18 protein-coding genes are annotated in these 18,961 nt (G+C 29.0%); all 18 read left to right on the plus strand.

Going from position 1 to position 18,961, the window contains the following annotated elements:
• Nucleotides 1–2: 2 nt before the first annotated feature.
• The 18 genes from rfbC (at nucleotide 3) to OD917_RS03690 (ending at nucleotide 18,961) form a co-directional block, all read left to right on the plus strand.
• Entirely contained in the window at nucleotides 3–551 is a 549-nt protein-coding gene (gene rfbC, locus OD917_RS03605) for a dTDP-4-dehydrorhamnose 3,5-epimerase (RefSeq protein ID WP_263522171.1), read from the plus strand.
• Nucleotides 551–1,396 (plus strand): dTDP-4-dehydrorhamnose reductase, encoded by an 846-nt coding sequence (gene rfbD, locus OD917_RS03610; RefSeq protein ID WP_263522172.1) that lies wholly within the window; start codon nucleotides 551–553, stop codon nucleotides 1,394–1,396. The genes rfbC and rfbD overlap by 1 nt, the downstream gene beginning before the upstream one ends.
• 61 nt (nucleotides 1,397–1,457) lie before the next feature.
• The gene (gene rfbA / locus OD917_RS03615) at nucleotides 1,458–2,342 is read left to right on the plus strand and encodes a glucose-1-phosphate thymidylyltransferase RfbA (protein WP_263522173.1); all 885 of its coding nucleotides are present in this window, start codon (nucleotides 1,458–1,460) and stop codon (nucleotides 2,340–2,342) included.
• 84 nt (nucleotides 2,343–2,426) lie between these two features.
• Entirely contained in the window at nucleotides 2,427–4,394 is a 1,968-nt protein-coding gene (locus OD917_RS03620) for a polysaccharide biosynthesis protein (RefSeq protein ID WP_263522174.1), read from the plus strand.
• Between the two features lie 132 nt (nucleotides 4,395–4,526).
• Nucleotides 4,527–5,390 carry an ABC transporter permease gene (locus OD917_RS03625; RefSeq protein WP_263522175.1) on the plus strand — a complete coding sequence of 288 codons (864 nt, stop codon included), beginning with the start codon at nucleotides 4,527–4,529 and terminating at the stop codon, nucleotides 5,388–5,390.
• On the plus strand, nucleotides 5,391–6,671 hold the full coding sequence (locus OD917_RS03630; RefSeq protein WP_263522176.1) for an ABC transporter ATP-binding protein: 1,281 nt from the start codon (nucleotides 5,391–5,393) through the stop codon (nucleotides 6,669–6,671).
• A gap of 5 nt (nucleotides 6,672–6,676) precedes the next feature.
• The gene (locus OD917_RS03635) at nucleotides 6,677–8,101 is read left to right on the plus strand and encodes a class I SAM-dependent methyltransferase (protein ID WP_263522177.1); all 1,425 of its coding nucleotides are present in this window, start codon (nucleotides 6,677–6,679) and stop codon (nucleotides 8,099–8,101) included.
• A 6-nt stretch (nucleotides 8,102–8,107) separates the two neighbouring features.
• Nucleotides 8,108–8,800 (plus strand): CatB-related O-acetyltransferase, encoded by a 693-nt coding sequence (locus OD917_RS03640; RefSeq protein WP_066033570.1) that lies wholly within the window; start codon nucleotides 8,108–8,110, stop codon nucleotides 8,798–8,800.
• A 1-nt stretch (nucleotide 8,801) separates the two neighbouring features.
• Nucleotides 8,802–9,587, plus strand: a complete 786-nt coding sequence (locus OD917_RS03645; protein ID WP_066033571.1) for a glycosyltransferase family 2 protein — start codon at nucleotides 8,802–8,804, stop codon at nucleotides 9,585–9,587.
• On the plus strand, nucleotides 9,577–10,512 hold the full coding sequence (locus tag OD917_RS03650) for a glycosyltransferase family 2 protein (protein WP_083219827.1): 936 nt from the start codon (nucleotides 9,577–9,579) through the stop codon (nucleotides 10,510–10,512). Before OD917_RS03645 ends, OD917_RS03650 begins: the two co-directional genes overlap by 11 nt.
• Nucleotides 10,505–11,344 (plus strand): glycosyltransferase family 2 protein, encoded by an 840-nt coding sequence (locus tag OD917_RS03655; protein WP_066033572.1) that lies wholly within the window; start codon nucleotides 10,505–10,507, stop codon nucleotides 11,342–11,344. Before OD917_RS03650 ends, OD917_RS03655 begins: the two co-directional genes overlap by 8 nt.
• A 3-nt stretch (nucleotides 11,345–11,347) precedes the next feature.
• Nucleotides 11,348–12,238 carry a glycosyltransferase family 2 protein gene (locus OD917_RS03660; RefSeq protein WP_263522178.1) on the plus strand — a complete coding sequence of 297 codons (891 nt, stop codon included), beginning with the start codon at nucleotides 11,348–11,350 and terminating at the stop codon, nucleotides 12,236–12,238.
• Nucleotides 12,239–12,244: 6 nt separating this feature from the next.
• Nucleotides 12,245–13,402: a glycosyltransferase family 4 protein gene (locus OD917_RS03665; protein ID WP_263522179.1), complete on the plus strand. Its 1,158-nt coding sequence runs from the start codon at nucleotides 12,245–12,247 to the stop codon at nucleotides 13,400–13,402.
• On the plus strand, nucleotides 13,399–14,427 hold the full coding sequence (locus tag OD917_RS03670; protein ID WP_263522180.1) for a glycosyltransferase: 1,029 nt from the start codon (nucleotides 13,399–13,401) through the stop codon (nucleotides 14,425–14,427). The genes OD917_RS03665 and OD917_RS03670 overlap by 4 nt, the downstream gene beginning before the upstream one ends.
• 24 nt (nucleotides 14,428–14,451) lie before the next feature.
• The gene (locus tag OD917_RS03675; protein WP_263522181.1) at nucleotides 14,452–15,429 is read left to right on the plus strand and encodes a glycosyltransferase family 2 protein; all 978 of its coding nucleotides are present in this window, start codon (nucleotides 14,452–14,454) and stop codon (nucleotides 15,427–15,429) included.
• Nucleotides 15,430–15,439: 10 nt separating this feature from the next.
• A complete protein-coding gene (locus tag OD917_RS03680) occupies nucleotides 15,440–16,594 on the plus strand; it encodes a glycosyltransferase family 4 protein (RefSeq protein ID WP_263522182.1) in 1,155 nt (384 codons plus the stop codon).
• 9 nt (nucleotides 16,595–16,603) lie between these two features.
• Nucleotides 16,604–17,485, plus strand: coding sequence for a glycosyltransferase family 2 protein (locus OD917_RS03685; protein WP_263522183.1), 882 nt, complete (start codon nucleotides 16,604–16,606; stop codon nucleotides 17,483–17,485).
• Between the two features lie 39 nt (nucleotides 17,486–17,524).
• The gene (locus OD917_RS03690) at nucleotides 17,525–18,961 is read left to right on the plus strand and encodes an MBOAT family O-acyltransferase (protein ID WP_263522184.1); all 1,437 of its coding nucleotides are present in this window, start codon (nucleotides 17,525–17,527) and stop codon (nucleotides 18,959–18,961) included.

An 18,961-nucleotide genomic window follows, 5' to 3' on the forward strand; every position in this document is an offset into this window, starting at 1 on the left:
ATATGAAAGTTGAAGAAACGTACATTAAAGATTTAGTTATTATTGAGCCAACAGTTTTTGGCGATGAAAGAGGTTATTTTTTTGAGTCTTATAGTAAAACCAAATTTGAAGATCTAGGAATTAATATTGATTTCGTTCAAGACAACCAATCATTTTCTAAATATGGAACTTTAAGAGGATTACATTATCAAAACCCTCCTTTTGCACAAACTAAATTAGTACGTGTTCTAGAAGGTGAAATTATTGATGTTGCTGTAGATTTAAGAAAAGATTCTCCTACTTATGGAAAATCATTTAGTATTTTACTTTCAGCAGAAAATAAAAAGCAATTGTTAGTTCCTCAAGGCTTTGCGCACGGATTTTCAGTGATCAGTGAAACAGCATCAGTAATGTATAAGTGTGATCAATTTTATAATAAAGCTTCAGAAGGAGGAATCAAATATGATGATCCATCTTTAAATATTGATTGGGGAATGGATTTGAATGATGCAATTGTTTCTGATAAAGATCAGATTTTACCATTTATTGAAAACTGTAATAGCCTATTTTAATGAAAAAAATTCTTGTAACGGGTGCAAATGGGCAATTAGGATCAGAACTTTCAGTTCTATCATCAAAATACCTAGAATATGAATGGATTTTTGCAGATAGAACAAAAATCACATTAGACAATTTAGATCTTTTGCATATTCAGTTAAATGAAATTAAGGCAGATGTGATTTTGAATTGTGGTGCTTATACTGCGGTTGATAAAGCTGAAACAGAAAAAGATTTGGCTTTTACAGTAAATTCTTCGGCGGTAGAAATAATTGCAAAATATGCTGCAGAAAATAATATTAAGTTAATCCATATTTCTACAGATTACGTTTTTGATGGTACTTCTTCTTCTGCATTAGATGAACAAGCATTAACAAATCCTATAAATGTGTATGGCGAAAGTAAATTGGCGGGAGAAATTGCATGCTTGAACCAAAATCCTAATTCGATTATTATAAGAACTTCTTGGGTTTATAGTAAATTTGGAAACAATTTTGTTAAAACGATGCAGCGATTAATGCAAGAGAGAGAGGAAATTAGCGTGGTTAATGATCAAGTTGGTTCGCCAACTTATGCAGCTGATTTAGCGCAGGCAATGATCGATATAGTTAATTCAGCAAATTGGATTTCAGGAATATATAATTATTCTAATGAAGGAGAAATAAGCTGGTATGAATTTGCTTTGAGTATTAAAGAGTTAGGGGAGTATAATTGTAAGGTAAATGGTATCCCATCTTCTTCTTATCCAACTCCAGCAAAAAGACCAAATTTTTCATTGTTAGATAAAAAGAAAATTAAGTCAATTTATAATTTGCAAGTTCCACATTATAAAGAAAGTTTAAAAAAAATATTTGTATAATAGAATTTGAGTTTTATCTTCTTGTTAAAATTCTGATTTTTAGAAACTAAAATTAAAATTTATGAAAGGTATTATATTAGCTGGAGGTTCTGGCACAAGATTACACCCATTAACTTTAGCGGTAAGCAAGCAGTTAATGCCAGTATATGATAAACCTATGATATACTATCCATTGTCAACACTTATGATGGCTGGTATTAATGAAATTTTGATTATTTCAACACCTCATGACTTACCTCATTTCAAGAAGCTTTTAGGAGATGGAAGTACAATAGGATGTAAATTTAGTTATGCAGAACAACCAGATCCAAATGGTTTGGCTCAGGCTTTTGTAATTGGAGAAGATTTTATCGGAAAAGATAAAGTGGCATTGGTGTTAGGAGACAATATCTTTTTTGGAACAAATATGCAGCAACTTTTAAAAGATAATGCTAATCCAGATGGGGGCGTTGTTTTTGCCTATCACGTTGCAGATCCTGAAAGATATGGAGTAGTAGAATTTGACGAAAACAAAAATGCAATTTCAATAGAAGAAAAACCTTTGGAGCCAAAATCTAATTATGCTGTTCCTGGACTTTATTTCTATGATAATTCTGTAGTAGAAATAGCTAAAAATATTAAGCCAAGTGCTCGTGGCGAATATGAGATAACAGATGTTAATAAAGTTTATCTAGAAAAAGGACAGTTAAAAGTTGGGATATTAAGTAGAGGAACCGCTTGGCTAGACACAGGAACGTTTAATAGCTTAATGCAGGCGGGGCAATTTGTGCAAGTTATTGAAGAAAGACAAGGACTAAAGGTGGGCTGTATCGAAGAAATTGCTTGGAGACAAGGCTTTATTAATGATGAACAACTTGAGACATTAGCGCAACCACTATTGAAATCTGGATATGGAACGTATTTGATCGAGTTTCTAAAACAAAAGAAAAAAAGTGTTAAAATTTAATTTGTATCTTTAACTAATTATTTAAAACCTTTAATTTGTATTTTTGTACAAAGTTCTAATTACAGGTACTTAAAAAAAGCTCAATTGAATACAGACAAACCAAATAATATAAACTCTTTGTTATATAACACTTTCTCACCAAGAAATCTTCGGGCAAATATTAATAATCTAAGTTATTTGCCAAGATGGATTATTGTTGCGATAGATGTAATGGTTTTGGTTTTTTCTTTTTCTCTTACTTATTTGCTTTTTGAAGGTACTGCTATAGGTTATATTATTACTTCTCATGACTTTTATTTCGTTGGAAGTTTAATTATTGTTAATGTATTTTTTTTCTGGCTTTTCAGAACCTATTCAGGAATTATTAGACACTCTTCTTATATAGATGCAATAAAATTATTGTTTTCTCAAATGTCTGTTCTTGTATTTTTCTTATTCATAAATTTAGTATTTGAATTATACTCTGGACATAAAGCTTTTTTGAATACAGCACTTTTTATCAATTTAGTTTTGTCTTTTTGTGGACTATTTTTATACCGTGTTGTAGTAAAGCAAACATTTGAAATGTATTTTTCGGAAAAGTCTACAAGTAAGTTAATCCGAACTGTAATTTATGGAACAGATGCTAATGCAATTTCCGTAGCTAATGCGTTAAAATTCGAAAGTCCTTCTCGTTTTAAAATAGTTGGTTTTGTAGATAAGAATAATCAGAATGCTTCTAAGCGTATGCTAGATCTTCCGATTCTTATTTTAAGAAAAAAACTTCCTGCTTTAATGCGTTCTGTAGCGGCAGAAGGTGTAATTATTGCTGATAAGAGCTTAAGTAAGGACGAACAGCTTATTATAGTTGATCAATGTTTGGAGTTTAACTACAGAGTATATACAGTTCCACTTATTTCGGATTGGGAGAATCAAAAGGAAATTTCTCAAAAAGTAAAGAACATTCAAATTGAGGATTTATTAGAAAGAAAACCTATCGTTCTTGATAGTAGATCTATTTCAAAACAATTAAAAGATAAAACAATTCTAATTACAGGAGCCGCTGGTTCAATTGGTAGTGAAATCGTGAGACAGGTTTTAAACTTTAATCCGAAAAATGTAATTGTTTTGGATCATGCCGAAACACCGTTACACAATTTGTGCTTAGAGACTCAGGCTATGGATTTTAGTACTAAAATCGTAGCCGTAATTGCAGATGTTAGAAGTAAAAAGGCGCTAGAAAAGGTTTTTAAAAATTACAATCCGCATGTCGTTTTTCACGCCGCGGCATATAAGCACGTACCTCTAATGGAAGAAAACCCTTCACAGGCTATTCAAACTAATATTAAGGGGACAAAAAACCTAGCAGATTTAGCGTGTAAATATCATGTAAAGAAATTTGTAATGGTTTCTACAGATAAGGCTGTTAATCCTAGTAATGTAATGGGGGCTAGTAAACGTATTGCCGAAAAATACGTACAATCTCTTTTCTTAAAAAATCAAAGAGAAAAAGTAGAAGGCGGGACAAAATTCATTACGACTCGTTTTGGAAATGTTTTAGGCTCAAACGGTTCAGTTGTTCCTTTGTTTACTAAGCAGATTGCAGAAGGAGGACCAGTAACCATAACGCATCAGGATATTATTCGTTATTTTATGACGATTCCAGAAGCATGCCAGCTTGTATTAGAAGCAGGAGCAATGGGGAATGGAGGAGAAATATATATCTTTGATATGGGAAAACCAGTGAGAATTATTGACTTGGCAAAGAAAATGATTAAGTTAGCCGGTTTTATACCTGACAAAGAAATAAAAATAAAAATTGTAGGTTTGAGACCAGGCGAGAAGCTTTACGAAGAATTATTAAATGATACGGCAAAGACATTACCAACATATCATAATAAAATTATGATTGCTCAGGAAATTCAAGATGAGTATGAGACTCTTCATAATGATGTTGATGAACTAATTGGAATTGCCGATTTCTATGAAAATGATGATATCGTTGCAAAGATGAAAAAAATTGTTCCAGAATTTAAGAGTATGAATTCTACTTTCGAAATTTTAGATAAATAATTAGAGATAAAAATATAAATCAAATATAATCAAAAGGTGTTTTTTTAAACGCCTTTTGGCATTTTTAAACAAATTTTAAAATGTTAAAAATCTTGTTAAAATTACAAAGCCAAGGTTTTTAAGTTCTTTCCAATGGATTCTAAAAATACAAACGATTGGTTGTTTGAAATAACACCAAAAAACAAATTCTTTACACTTAACCTAAAAGAAGTCTGGCAATATCGAGATTTATTATTTCTGTTTGTAAAAAGAGATATAATTACAGTTTATAAGCAAACTGTTTTGGGACCACTATGGTATTTAATTCAACCTTTATTTACATCGATCACTTTTACGATTATCTTTAATAAGGTTGCAGGTATCGATACAGGAACTATTCCCCCATTCTTATTTAATTTAGCAGGAATCATGGTATGGAACTACTTCACATCTTGCCTGACTGGAACTTCGGATACTTTTAAATCTAATGCGGCAATATTTGGAAAAGTTTATTTTCCAAGAATCATAACTCCATTGTCAATCGTAATTTCCAATTTGATCAAATTTGGAATCCAGTTTTTCATATTTGTTATCTTTTACATTTTCTTTTATTGTCAAGGGGCAGATTTAAGCTTAAATAGCTCTTTACTATTTTTTCCTATCTTAATTGCTTTTATGGGAATTTTGGGACTTGGTCTTGGAATGCTTATTTCATCCATGGTTACAAAGTATAGAGATTTGAATAATTTACTTGGTTTTGGAATACAATTACTGATGTATATTTCTGCCGTAATGTATCCGATGGAGTTAATAAAAGACAAATTACCAAAATTCGGATGGATTGTAGAATACAATCCATTAGCATATGTTATAGAAACTTCTCGTTATATGCTTTTAAATATTGGAAGTATATCAATTTTAGGTTTAGTATATACAATGGCACTTACATTAGCCGTTTTTTTTGCAGGATTATTGGTTTTTAATAGAACAGAAAAAAGCTTTATAGATACCGTATAAATGAAAGATATAATATTAAAAGCCGAAAATATTTCAAAACAATATCGTTTAGGTGAAGTCGGAACAGGAACAATAAAACACGATTTAAATCGCTGGTGGTATAAGATTCGTGGAAAAGAAAATCCATATTTAAAAATAGGAGATGTAAATGATCGCTCAACTAAAGGAACTTCAGAGTATGTGTGGGCTTTACAGGATATTAATTTTGAAGTTGAACGTGGAGAAGTTTTAGGGATTATAGGAAAAAATGGTGCAGGTAAGTCTACACTTTTAAAAATATTATCTAAGGTTACTGCACCAACTACAGGAAGTATTAAATCTCGTGGGCGAATTGCATCGCTTCTTGAAGTTGGAACTGGTTTTCATGGTGAGATGACAGGACGTGAAAATATCTATTTAAATGGCGCTATTTTAGGAATGACTAAAAAGGAAATCGCTTCAAAAATAGATGAAATTATTGAGTTCTCTGGTTGCGAACGTTATATTGACACGCCAGTAAAACGATATAGCTCTGGAATGACAGTTCGCTTAGCGTTTGCTGTGGCTGCTTTTTTAGAACCTGAAATTTTAGTAATTGATGAGGTTTTGGCAGTTGGAGATGCTGAATTTCAGAAAAAGGCAATTGGGAAAATGCAGGATATATCTAAAGGAGAAGGTAGGACGGTATTATTTGTTAGTCATAATATGGCCGCTGTAAAAAGTTTATGTACTAAGGGTATTGTCTTGGAACATGGAAAGGTAATTTTTAAAGGAGGAATTGATGAAAGTTTAAAAAAGTACCAAACTTTAACGCAAAAAATAACCACTAAACTTTTAGATTTTAATAGAAAAGGAACAGGAGAATATCGAGTTTCAGGTATAAATCTGATTTCAAGTGGTGAAAAGAAGAACACCTTTTTTCTTGGAGAAAAGATTACAATTAATTTATTGTTAAAACAGCTTAAACAAGACAGCTTAAAAAATGTGAGAATTGTTATTGGAATATATAATTTCATGGATGAAGGATATTTAAGATTTGATACCAATTTATTAAATTTCGCTATTTGCCTTGATAAAAGTGAATCAGAAATCTCTTGTGAATTGGAGGAATCTTTAAATATTAAACCTGATAATTATTATTTGAATATAGCAGTTTTCAGCGAGAATGTTTTAATCGATTATTTAACGAACGCTTTTGAGTTTACTATAGAAAACGCAGATTATTTTAATACTGGTAAAAATTTACAAGATTCAGAATTATCAAGAGTATATTATAAACATAAGTGGTCACAGTTAAAATAAATTAAATGGATAATATTCAATACTCTCATAAGTCAATGATAGATGATTTTGGCAGAGTTTTTTTTTATAATAATAGAGTTTTCAGACAGATATCAAAAGAAAAACAAAATACTTGTTTGGAATTGCTTAACTCAGATATGTTTAAAGAGTTAGCCAAAAAAGAGTTAATACCTCAAACCTTTGTATCAGACGAATTTCCAGAAAGTAAACAACTTATTTTAGAACATGAACGACTAGTTGAAAGTTTGCAACATGAATGGACCTTTCAAATGTTTAAGGATGCTGCCTTAATGGTGTTAGAAATTAATGACATTTGTAATAAATATGGGTACGAATTAAAGGATGCTCATACCTTAAATGTCTTATTTAATAACAATAAGCCTGTTTTTGTAGATATTGGAAGTATAGATGTAATCAGATCTAAAAATCATTGGATTGCTTACGAGGAATTTTTAAATTCGTTTTTTATCCCGCTATTATTTTGGAGTAAAAATGAACTTCTGATTGTTAGAAAATTATTGGAAAGTAATTTTCATAGAATGTTCACAATTCCTTATCAAAATATAGAAGAATCAGGATTGTATAAATTACTATTAGTTGATAGATACAATTTTTCTTTTAGAAAAAATGTATTATTTTCATCAAGAAAACATATTACCATTGTAAGCTTTCTTGTAAAAGCTACAAACAAGATATTAAAAATTATTTTTAATAAAAAAAGTAAACTTTTTAGATATGATCTAAAAGTAAATAGACTAACAGATAACTTTCCAAAAAAGGAAATAAAGAACAATATAGATTTACTTTCAAAATCTATCGTAGATAGTCAATGGAAAGGTTACCATGGTAAGTTTTACAATGATATTGAAAATGTTAATTACTCTTATAGATTTAAAAGATTATTAGAAATTATCAATGAATTGAGAGATGTTGAAACAGTTATCGATTTAGCAGGTAATGAAGGTTATTTTTCTTTTTTATTGTCTAAAGAAATGAATCTAAAAAAAATTATTTTAGTTGATTATGATGAAAATGCTATAAATGAAGCATATTTAAATAGTAAGAAATTAAATGTTAATAATGTTACGCCTCTTTTATTAAATTTCATGTTTACACCTGATTTATTAGGAACTTCTAAAAGGCTAAAGTCCGATTTGGCTGTTTCTTTGGCTGTAACACATCATTTAATATTAACTGGTAAATTTTCTTTAGCAGCAATTTTTGAAAGACTTATTATGTTTTCCAATAAATATGTGATGGTAGAATTTATGCCTCTAGGGCTATGGAGTATTGAAACAAAAATAAAACAAGTATTGCCTGAATGGTACACTATTGAATGGTTTAGAGATGAGTTTATAAAGTCTTTCAGTTTGATCATTGAAGAACAATTAGAAGAAAACAGAATTGTTTTTGTGGGAAAAATTAAATAGAGGTAAATGAAAAAAGTAATTAAAAATAAAATTATTTCCTTTTTAGATTTTGTTATAAAAAAAACTATAATAGCTGTCTATGGAGTTAATTCAAATATTTATAAATTACTCTTTAATGATATAGAATTAAAAGAAAAAGAACAGATTCACAATAGTATTTTAGATGAGAATGTTAAGTTATATACACCTTACAAACTTGTGAATTCAAATGTTGGAGAATACACATATATCGCAAATAATGTGATTCTTAATAATACTACAATAGGCAAGTTTTGTTCAATAGGCCCAAATTTACTTTCTGGCTGGGGAATACATCCTACTAACGGCTTATCAACACATCCTATGTTTTACTCAACACAAAAACAAAATGGTACCACATTAAGTGAAGTTGATAAAATTAAAGAAACAAAAAATATTGTAATTGGTAACGATGTTTTTATAGGAATGAATGTCACTATCCTAGATGGTGTAAAAATTGGCGATGGTGCTGTAATAGGTGCTGGCGCAATTATATCTAAAGACATCCCTGCGTATGCAATTGCAGTTGGAAATCCGGTCAAAATAATAAAATATAGATTTGATGATGCTAAGATTGAGCAACTTTTGAAAATTAAGTGGTGGGATTTTTCAAAGGAAGATTTGAGTTTAGTGGAGAAATACTTTTTTGAAGTAGATGAGTTTTTAAATAAATTTATTTGAAATGGCACTAATATCAATTATAACTATTAACTATAATAACCTTGAAGGTCTAAAAAAGACAGTTGAAAGTGTTATCAATCAGACTTGGCAGGATTTTGAGTATATAATTATCGATGGAGGATCGACTGATGGTAGCGTAGAATACATTGAAAATAAAAAGAATAAAATTGATTATTGGATAAGTGAGAATGATTCAGGTATTTATAATGCTATGAATAAGGGAATTAAGATTGCTAGTGGAAAATATATTTCATTTATGAATAGTGGGGACTGCTTTCTTTCATTAAATACATTGAAGTTATGCAGTGATATAATTATTAACAATAATGCAGATGTATTTTATGGTCAAATTAAAATCGATGATGTATTAAAAGAAAAAACGGTAATTTATCCATCTAAATTACGATTATCTTATTTGCAATATATGGTAATCAATCATCAAGCTTGCTTCTTTTTATCGGAGACATTGCAAAATTTTCATGGATATAATGAGGAGTATAAATTAGCAGCTGATTATCATTATTATTTAAAATTATACATAAATGGGAAAACATTTCTTCCTATACTATTTCCTATTGTTAAGTATGACCTAACAGGTATTAGTAGTTTGAGAATGGAAGAATATAAAATTGAAATGAAGAAAGTTTGGGATAGTACGATTCCTCATTATTTATTTGAAACAGAAAATAATTATTTTAGTTTGCTAACCACAATTAAAGATAGTAAGATATTAAGATTAGCTTTTAAACTAAGAGATTATAAGATAAAATTATTTAATGGAAGATAAAGCATTAATTTCAGTAATAATGCCTGCATATAATGCTGAAAGTTATATTGCGGATGCAATAAACTCGGTTATTCATCAAACATATAATAATTGGGAATTAATTATAATTAATGATGGTTCAAATGACAAAACTGAAGAAATAGTAAAAGAAGCATCATTAAAAGACAAAAGAATAATATATATATATCAGAAAAATGGTAGACAAGGAAAGGCAAGGAATCTTGGTATTTCAAAATCAAAGGGAATATATCTTGCATTTCTTGATGCAGATGACATATGGCTACCTGAAAAATTAGATGTTCAGATTTTAGAGATACAAAAGAGAAATGCCGACTTAGTTTTTGCTGATTCTTATTTTTTTAATGATAATGAAGTATCTGATATTTCTAAAAAAATGAACATTCCTACCTCAGTTTTTTATGATAAAACTTCTTTAAAATTATTTTTAAAAGAAAATAGAATTCCGATCTTGACCGTCTTGGTAAAAAAAGAAAAGGTAATTAATGTTGGAGGGTTTTCTGAAATTTTAGATATTCAGAACGTAGAAGATTATCATCTGTGGCTAAAATTGCTTATGTCTAATTGTGTGTTTTATTCTTCAGACCATATATTAGCAAAATATAGAGTTCATGAAAGTTCAGCAACATCAGCTGATAAATTAGCTTTAAACAAAATTCCAAATGCTTTTTTTGATTTGTTACAACTTTTTCCAAATTATAAAAAAGATATTGAAGAGGAGCTAAAATTAAGGTTTAAACTTATTTATAAAAGAAATCTTTTTACAAAATCAGAAATGGCTATTTGGATTAAAAGGAACACAAAATATTTATCAAAGTCTAAAATAAGTTTTATTTATTTATTATTAAATCTCATGTTACCAACAAAGATTACTAAGAGATCTTTAATTTATTTATTGAATGTATAAGATTTCCATCATAGTTCCCTGTTATAATCAAGCTCAATATTTAAGTGAAGCGCTTACTTCAGTGCTTAATCAAACATATGAAAATTGGGAATGTATTATAGTAAATGATGGAAGTAACGATAATATCAATGAAATTGCCCAGAAATGGTTAGATAAAGATTTCCGTTTTAAATATGTAAGCAAGAATAACGGCGGACTAAGTAGTGCAAGAAATGCAGGGATAACTGTCGCCAAAGGAGAATTTATTTTGCCTTTAGATGCAGATGATAAAATTGGACACAATTATTTAAAATTAGCTTTATACGAATTTCAAAAGGATTCTTCATTAAAAGTAGTTTACTGTAAAGCAGAAAAATTTGGTGATGAGGTTGGAGATTGGATATTGAAGCCATTTTCATTATATAATCTAAGTAAAAAAAATATGATTTTTTGTACTGCATTGTATAAAAAGAAAGAATGGGAATTGGCAGGAGGATATGATACTAATATGATTTACGGACTTGAAGATTGGGAATTTTGGATTTCAATGCTTAAGAATGATGGAAATGTAAAACGTATTGATTACCATGGGTTTTATTATAGAATAAAATCCAGTTCAATGATAAAAAGTCTGGATCCTGATAAAGAAAAGTATTTGTATAAATACCTAAACATCAAACACGCTGATTTTTTTGTAAACCAATTAGGCTCCTCAATAGAATTAAACAATGATTTAGAACACACTAGAAACGATTACAGGCGAAAACTTAAAAGCAAAAAATTTGTTATTGATGTCTTTTTAAATACTTTTTTGGGTTTTACAATTTTTAATAATAAGAATGATTTATATTAAATAATGTTAGTCTCGATAATAATTCCCGTTCACAAAACTATAGATTATTTTAAAAGTTGTGTAGAAAGTGCATTATTGCAATCATATAGCCATATTGAAGTAATTATAGCCTGCAATGGCGAATTGGAAATTCAAACTTGTAAGGATTTTTTAAATATAAATGACTCAAGACTTATTTATTTAAAAACAAAACCTGGTCGACATAATGCGAGAAATGAAGCACTCTTAGCTGCCAAAGGAAAATATATTCAATTTTTAGACTATGACGATTTGTTGTTTTTGAAAAAAATTGAAACGCAGGTTTCATTGTTGGAAAGTGCAAACAGTAAAGAAACAATTTCTATTACAAAATGGAAAAAGTTTAAAAATGAATTAAATGAAAGTTATAATTTTCCATATAATAACATATTTGAAGAAGAGAAAATAGATGCCCGAAAATTAATTCGGAAATTATCAGTTAATGGAGGTTTTATTGCCACGGGATCGTGGTTAATTCCTAAAGTTTTAATTGGTAATATCCAATGGATAGACAGTCCGAATGATGATGCTGTTTTTTTATCAGGCATATTAAAGGAAAATCCTGAAATAATAATGGTTTCTGAAACTTATGCAGGGTATAGAATTCATGATGAAAATACCAGTTCTTTATTTAAAAAAACAGAATTAGACAAACTTCTGGTAAGTTGGGAACTTATTTGCCAGAATTTGAATGCTCTACATATATTCGAAGTAAAACTTTATTTGTATAAAGCATATTTAAATTTAATACGTTATTCTAAAGCCGTGAATGGGTATCGGATTTTATTTATAATTTATAAAACACTAATGTTTGGATTTAAATCTAAACTAGGTTTTAACTTAGTTTTAGATCTAAAAAGAATGTTACTTAAATAAGAAGAATTGAAATCAAAAATACTTATAATAGGCCCAATTACAGATTTTGGAGGAAGAGAGTTAGAAGTAGGTTTTGTTTCTAATGTACTATCATTAAAATATGAAGTTGAGGTATGTTCTACAGTGACTATTTCAAAAAATAGTCAGGTTTTAGATTTCAGTAAAAGTCTTCCCGTTTTTTCTTTAAAAAATAAAGTATTTAAAAACTTCTTTGGGATTAAATTTCTAGCCTTTATTAGTTATTTAAAGAACAATTGTAAAGGATCAGTTTCAGATTATGCTAATAACGAATGGGCAAAAAAGCATTGTAGTTATTATGGTAAAGCTTTAGAGGTTTTAAATACCCTGATTCCTAAATATAATTTGGTTGTTTTTTTTGGCCAGTTATCATCGAATTACGTAAAAGAAGTTATAGAAATTTGTCATGATAATAAAATTAAATTTGTTTTTAGAACAACAGGCAAAATTTTAAATTATCAGAATTATGATTATTTAAATTATGTTGATTTATATATTCATCATTCAGAAAGTAATGCAAATGGTCTTAAAATAAATACGCATAACTATGCAGTAATTGACCAATGTGCTTTTAATGAAGAAGAATTGTTGAAAATTCCGGTAGTAAAAAATAAAGTAAAAACATTTTTAACCATCGCACGTTTAGAAAAGGAAAAGAATATCGATGTCCTCATAAAAGCTTTTTTAAAGATTTCCGACAACGATAAATTAATTATTATTGGTGAAGGATCTGAATATGATAATCTGAAAAATCTAGCAAAAAACAATGGTAATATTGTTTTTACAGGATTTATACCAAATCATAAAACAGCTGATTTTTTTAAACAGGCAGATTGTATCATAATTTCGCATTACGATTTTGAAACAGGTCCTTTAACAGGTATCGAAGCTATGGCAAGTGCAAGGTTAATTTTGTCAGCGAAAACCGGTGCAATGGAGGAGCGATTCAAAGGAATTAATATTTCATGGTTTGATAATACAGTAGAAGATTTATCTGAAGAAATGATGAAAATCAAAAATATTGATGCAGACCAGGCTGAAAAATTATCAATTGAAATTAGAGACCGATATATTTCACGTTTTTCGAAAGAAAATATTAATGCACGATACTTAGGAGTAATAGAAAAAGTAATGGACGTATCATGAGAAAAGGAGAAAATCTTTCAAAAGATGTAATATTACCTGAATTGGATTCACATCACAGAGTAATAATTCCTTTGTATATACCTAACGAAGAAGATTATTATAAAGATGCTTTTACAATTTTTACTTATTGTCTTTTATCAATTCAAAAAACTTCGATTACAAAAATTAAGATTTCAGTGATAAGTGATGGTTGTTGTGATACTGTAAATACAAAGTTACTCCAATTGCAAAAAGACAATTTGATTGATGAACTTATAATTGAAAAAACTAATATAGGCAAAATAAATAGTATACTAAAAGCATTGCGTACAGCCCAAGAACGTTTGATTACTATTACCGACGGTGATGTCCTATTTTGCAATAATTGGGAAACTGAAATACTAGAAGTTTTTAAAGCTTTTCCTCAAGCTGGAGCAGTTTGCCCAGTACCTGTTTTTAGAAAACAATTAAATTTGACAGCCAATATTTGGTTTAAATATTTTTTCTCTAAAAAACTCTATTTTAGAACAGTAAAAAATCCTAATGCGATGGAGAAATTTGCTCAAAGTTTAGGATGGTCTTCTCTAGAAGATAGATTTAAAGATTCAATTTGTACATTGAAAGCAAAAAATGGTACTATTGCAGTATTAGGATGTTCTCATTTTGTGGCAACTTATAAACGCGAAGTTTTTGATGTGATACCAAAAACAAACAGTGTATATAAATTAGGAGGAAACAGTGAGCATCTTTATTTAGATCTACCCGTAGTAAAAATGGGCGGATACAGGCTAGCAACAAACGAAAACTTAGCTTATCATTTAGGAAATCATCTAGAATCTTGGATGGTCGAAAAATTTAATGATTTGAAGGAGATAACAGAAAAAAATGTAGAAAATTTACATTTGAAAGAATTGTCCAGAAGGCCTATTAGTTATTTGTTTACTGAGAAGATTTTTAAAAAGCTTTTTCGCAGTAAGCAATTTTATAACTATGCTTTAAGAAAAAAAGGTATTTCTAAAGAAAAAATAAAAACATTTTGGTACTAAAGAGAAATAAAAAAATAGTCTAGAATGATAAATTTAGATAATAAGATAATGGATCCAATTATTTCCATAATCATGCCTATTTTTAATAGAGCTAATTTGATTGCCGAAACATTAGATTCAATAAAGAATCAAACTTATACTTTATGGGAGTGCATTATCATAGATGATGGGAGTACTGATAATACGGTAGAAATTCTTAAAAAATATCAGGAAGAAGACAACAGATTTAAATTTTTTGTTAGGCCTAATAATATAACAAAAGGTCCTAGCTCTTGTAGAAATTTTGCCTTCGAAAAAGCTTTAGGAAGCTATATACAGTTTTTTGATAGCGATGATATTATGCATCAAGATCATTTAAATCTTAAAATAAATGCCATTAAAGATTCAGATTTAGTGGTTTGTAAATTAAAAGATTTTGAACAGGAATTTGATAAACAAGATTTTTTGTTGGATACCGTTCCTAATATAAGCTACCAGAATCTATTTGAAGATTTTGTTTCAGGTGCTTTTCCTATGATGATGGTGGCTCCAATGTGGAAAAAAGAATCATTAAAGCCTTACATGCCAATTAGAGAAGATTTGCATATTCTTGAAGATCACGATTTGTATGCGAGAGCATTATTTGAGCCAAAGAAAATTTCAATTATAAATCAAATTTTGATTCTTTATAGAATGGGTTTAAGCTCATCTACAAACTCATTTTACAGCAATATTGAGTACGGATTAGAGTCCTATCTTGAAGCCAAAAGAACAGTTTTAAGATTAACTTCTTCAAAATCTGTTAGATTATGTATTTTAAAAATGACTTTAGGTTTCTTTAGAATGGGGCTGGCTCAACAAAAATATGAAGGTTGTCAAAAATGTATCGATTTTATTAAACAAGAAAGATTGCTTTATTCCATTAAATTGAAAATGCAATTTTTTCGAATTCATTTTTTTTATCTCATTTTTAAATTTATAAAACGTGGTGACACACGCTTTAAGCCATTATTAAAATTATAATTATTATTTGATGAAAATTTTAATGGTTGCCATACCAAATCATCACTTTTTTCAGTGGGTAAATCAATTGAAAGATTCTGGTCATGAAATATACTGGTTTGATATTACTGATGGTGGTCCAAAGGTTGAAAGAATAAACTGGGTTTATCAGATAAAAGGCTGGAAACAGCGCTTTAACTTTCCATTTCGACAAGGTGTAAAGAGCAAGATGCCTCGTTTATATAAGATGATTCAAAAAATTAGGGAACGAGACGTCAAAGTTGTTTTTGAACGAATAATTGAAGATATAAAACCAGATATAGTTCATTGTTTTGAAATGAAGCTAGCTGGAATTCCAATATTAGATGTTTTAGAAAAGAAGGATAATATAAAATTTATATATTCCTCATGGGGGAGTGATATGTATGCTTATCAAGAGCTTGGACTATCTCAAAATGAAGTTGAATCTTTTTTAACAAGAGTAGATTTTCTAATCACAGACTGTAAGAGAGATTATCAAATTGCTTGCGAAAATGGATTTAAAAATACTTTTTTAGGAGTTTTTCCAGGTAACGGAGGAATTTATTTTGAAAAAGAGTTTATTAAAGAAAGTACGGATCGAAACATTATTCTAATAAAAGGCTATGAAGATGGTGTGGGGAAAGCAATAAAAGTAATTGACTCGTTAGAACTTGTTTCTTCAAATTTGTTGCAGGATTTAAAAATCGTTGTCTATAGTGCCGATTTGAAAGTTAAAAAACGAATTGAAGAATCTTCTTTTTTAAAATCTCTGGACATTAGAATATTGAGCAGAAACAAGTTTATTTCTAATGAAGAGCTATTGAAAATAATGGGGGAAAGTATTATCCATATTGGGAATAGTATTTCTGACGGAATGCCCAACGTTTTATTGGAATCAATGGGCATGGGAGCATTTCCTATCCAATCAAATCCAGGGAATGTCACAGAAGAAGTCGTAAAAAATGGTATAAACGGTTTTATAATTGAACAACCTTTAGATAATTTAGCAATTGCTAAATTAATTGAAAAAGCAATTAAAAATATTGAGTTGAGAACTTCTGCTCAAGAATATAATACCAATTTTATTGCTGAAAACTATAATAGAAAGCATCTCCAAAAAAGCATTGTTCAATTGTACGAAAAAGTGCTTTCTAATAAAAATTAATAATAAATAATGAAACTTTCTACATTAATTGTAACTAAAAATAGAGCTCAAGAACTTGAATTAACCCTTAAAAAGTTATTAGAAATTTTAGATCTTACGCAACATGAAGTGCTAGTATTTATTGACGGATGTGAAGAAACACATAAATTAATTGCCAAATATAACTGGGTTAAATGGTTATGGAATGAAAAAAGTGTAGGAGCTTCACCAGCTAGAAATTTTCTTTATAAAAAAGCAGAAGGAAATATATTGGTCGGACTTGATGATGATGCGCATCCGATTAGCGAAAATTTTGTAAATAAAATCGAAAATACATTTTTGCAATTTCCTGATGTCGGCATAATCGCTTTTCAGGAAGTAAGAGGCTTATTTTCTACAGATGAAGAAGCATTTAGAAGCAGGCAAACAAAAGTGGCACAACATAAAACTACTGATTTTATTGGATGCGGATTTGCAGTTAAAAAAAGTGTTTATGATGAAACAAGAGGATTTCCTACTTGGATTGATATTTATGGGGAAGAATCATGTTTATCAATTGAGGTTCTTGATTTAGGATACGAAATTCTTTATGAGAATGAAATTGTAGTCAATCATAGAATTGATAAAAAAAAGCGTCTAGCCCAGGGAAGAAATTATTTTAGATTTGAGAAACAACTTAAAAATTCAATTTATTATTATCTCGTATATTACCCTAAACCAATATTAAAAATAGCAAAACTGTTATTACATAACTTTAAAAAGTATGCATTAACAGACAAGAAGTGCTTTTCATTATTTTTTAAAGCCGTTTTTACGGCGACTAATAATTTTTTCAAGGTTTTAAAGTTCAGAAGACCTGTTTCAAACCAAACATTACAAAGAATGAAATTGTTGAAAGGAGTTCAATATTAATTTTATTAACAGGAATAATATGAAATACATAATTTAAGAATGCTTTTTAACTCTTTAAACTTTGCTTTATTTCTACCAGTAGTTTTTGTTTTTTACTGGTTTGTGACAAATAAAAGCCTGAAACTGCAAAACATATTACTTTTAGTATCAAGTTATTTTTTTTATTCCTGTTGGGATTGGCGTTTTCTTTTTCTGCTAATTTTTTCAACATTATTAGACTTTTTTTCTGGAATTCAAATAGAAAATGCAGAGAGTTCACATAAAAAAAAGTTTTGGTTTTGGTTAAGTATAACTGTTAATCTTGGGTTTCTAGGTATTTTTAAATATTTTAATTTTTTTGCAGAATCATTAAAAGATTTAATTTCAATTTTTGGCTTTCAAGTTAATATTTGGTCGCTACAAGTAATTTTACCAATCGGAATTTCTTTTTATACCTTCCATGGTTTGTCTTATGTTATTGATATTTATAAAAATAGAATCAAAGCAGAGAAAAACTTCATTGATTATGCTTTATTTGTTTCTTATTTTCCATTATTAGTAGCAGGGCCAATAGAACGGGCAACACATTTATTGCCTCAGATAAAAAAGAAAAGAAACTTCAACTACGAGCAAGCTGTAGATGGATTAAGACAAATACTTTGGGGATTGTTTAAAAAAATTGTGATTGCTGATAATTGTGCAATTCAAGCTAATTTGATTTTTAATAATTCGACTGACTATTCAGGAAGTACTTTAGCAATTGGAGCTATATTTTTCGCTTTTCAAATTTATGGTGATTTTTCAGGTTATTCAGATATTGCTTTAGGGGTATCGAGATTGTTTGGAATAGAGCTTCTTCAAAATTTTTCTTTTCCATATTTTTCTAGAGATATTGCCGAATTTTGGCGTCGTTGGCATATTTCACTGTCATCGTGGTTCAAGGACTATTTATACATCCCACTTGGCGGAAGTAAAGGAGGAAGATGGGTTCAAGTTCGAAATACTTTTGCCGTTTTTTTAGTTAGCGGATTTTGGCATGGGGCAAATTGGACTTTTATAATATGGGGATTATTAAATGCTATTTATTTTTTACCGTTATTACTTTTAAACAAGAACAGAAATCATATAGAAATAGTTGCCTTAGAAAGTAAGTTGCCAAGTATAAAAGAGTTTGTAATGATGGTTACAACATTTACATTTACAGTTCTGGCTTGGATTTTCTTTAGGGCAAATAATGTAAAACATGCATTACAATTTATATCAAGTATTTTTTCTAAGTCATTTTTTTCTCTGCCAACAGAAAGACCGACATATTTAATTTTATTGATATTACTTTTCATAGTTATAGAATGGTTAGGAAGAAGAAACAAATATGCACTCGAAAAATTAGAATTTCAATATAACACTTTCTTTAGATGGTCTATGTACATTATAATTATAGTGTTTGTTTTTATTTTTGGAGCCAGAGAACAAGAATTTATTTACTTTCAATTTTAG

This window comes from Flavobacterium sp. SH_e (genome assembly GCF_025717045.1).
GTDB lineage: Bacteria > Bacteroidota > Bacteroidia > Flavobacteriales > Flavobacteriaceae > Flavobacterium.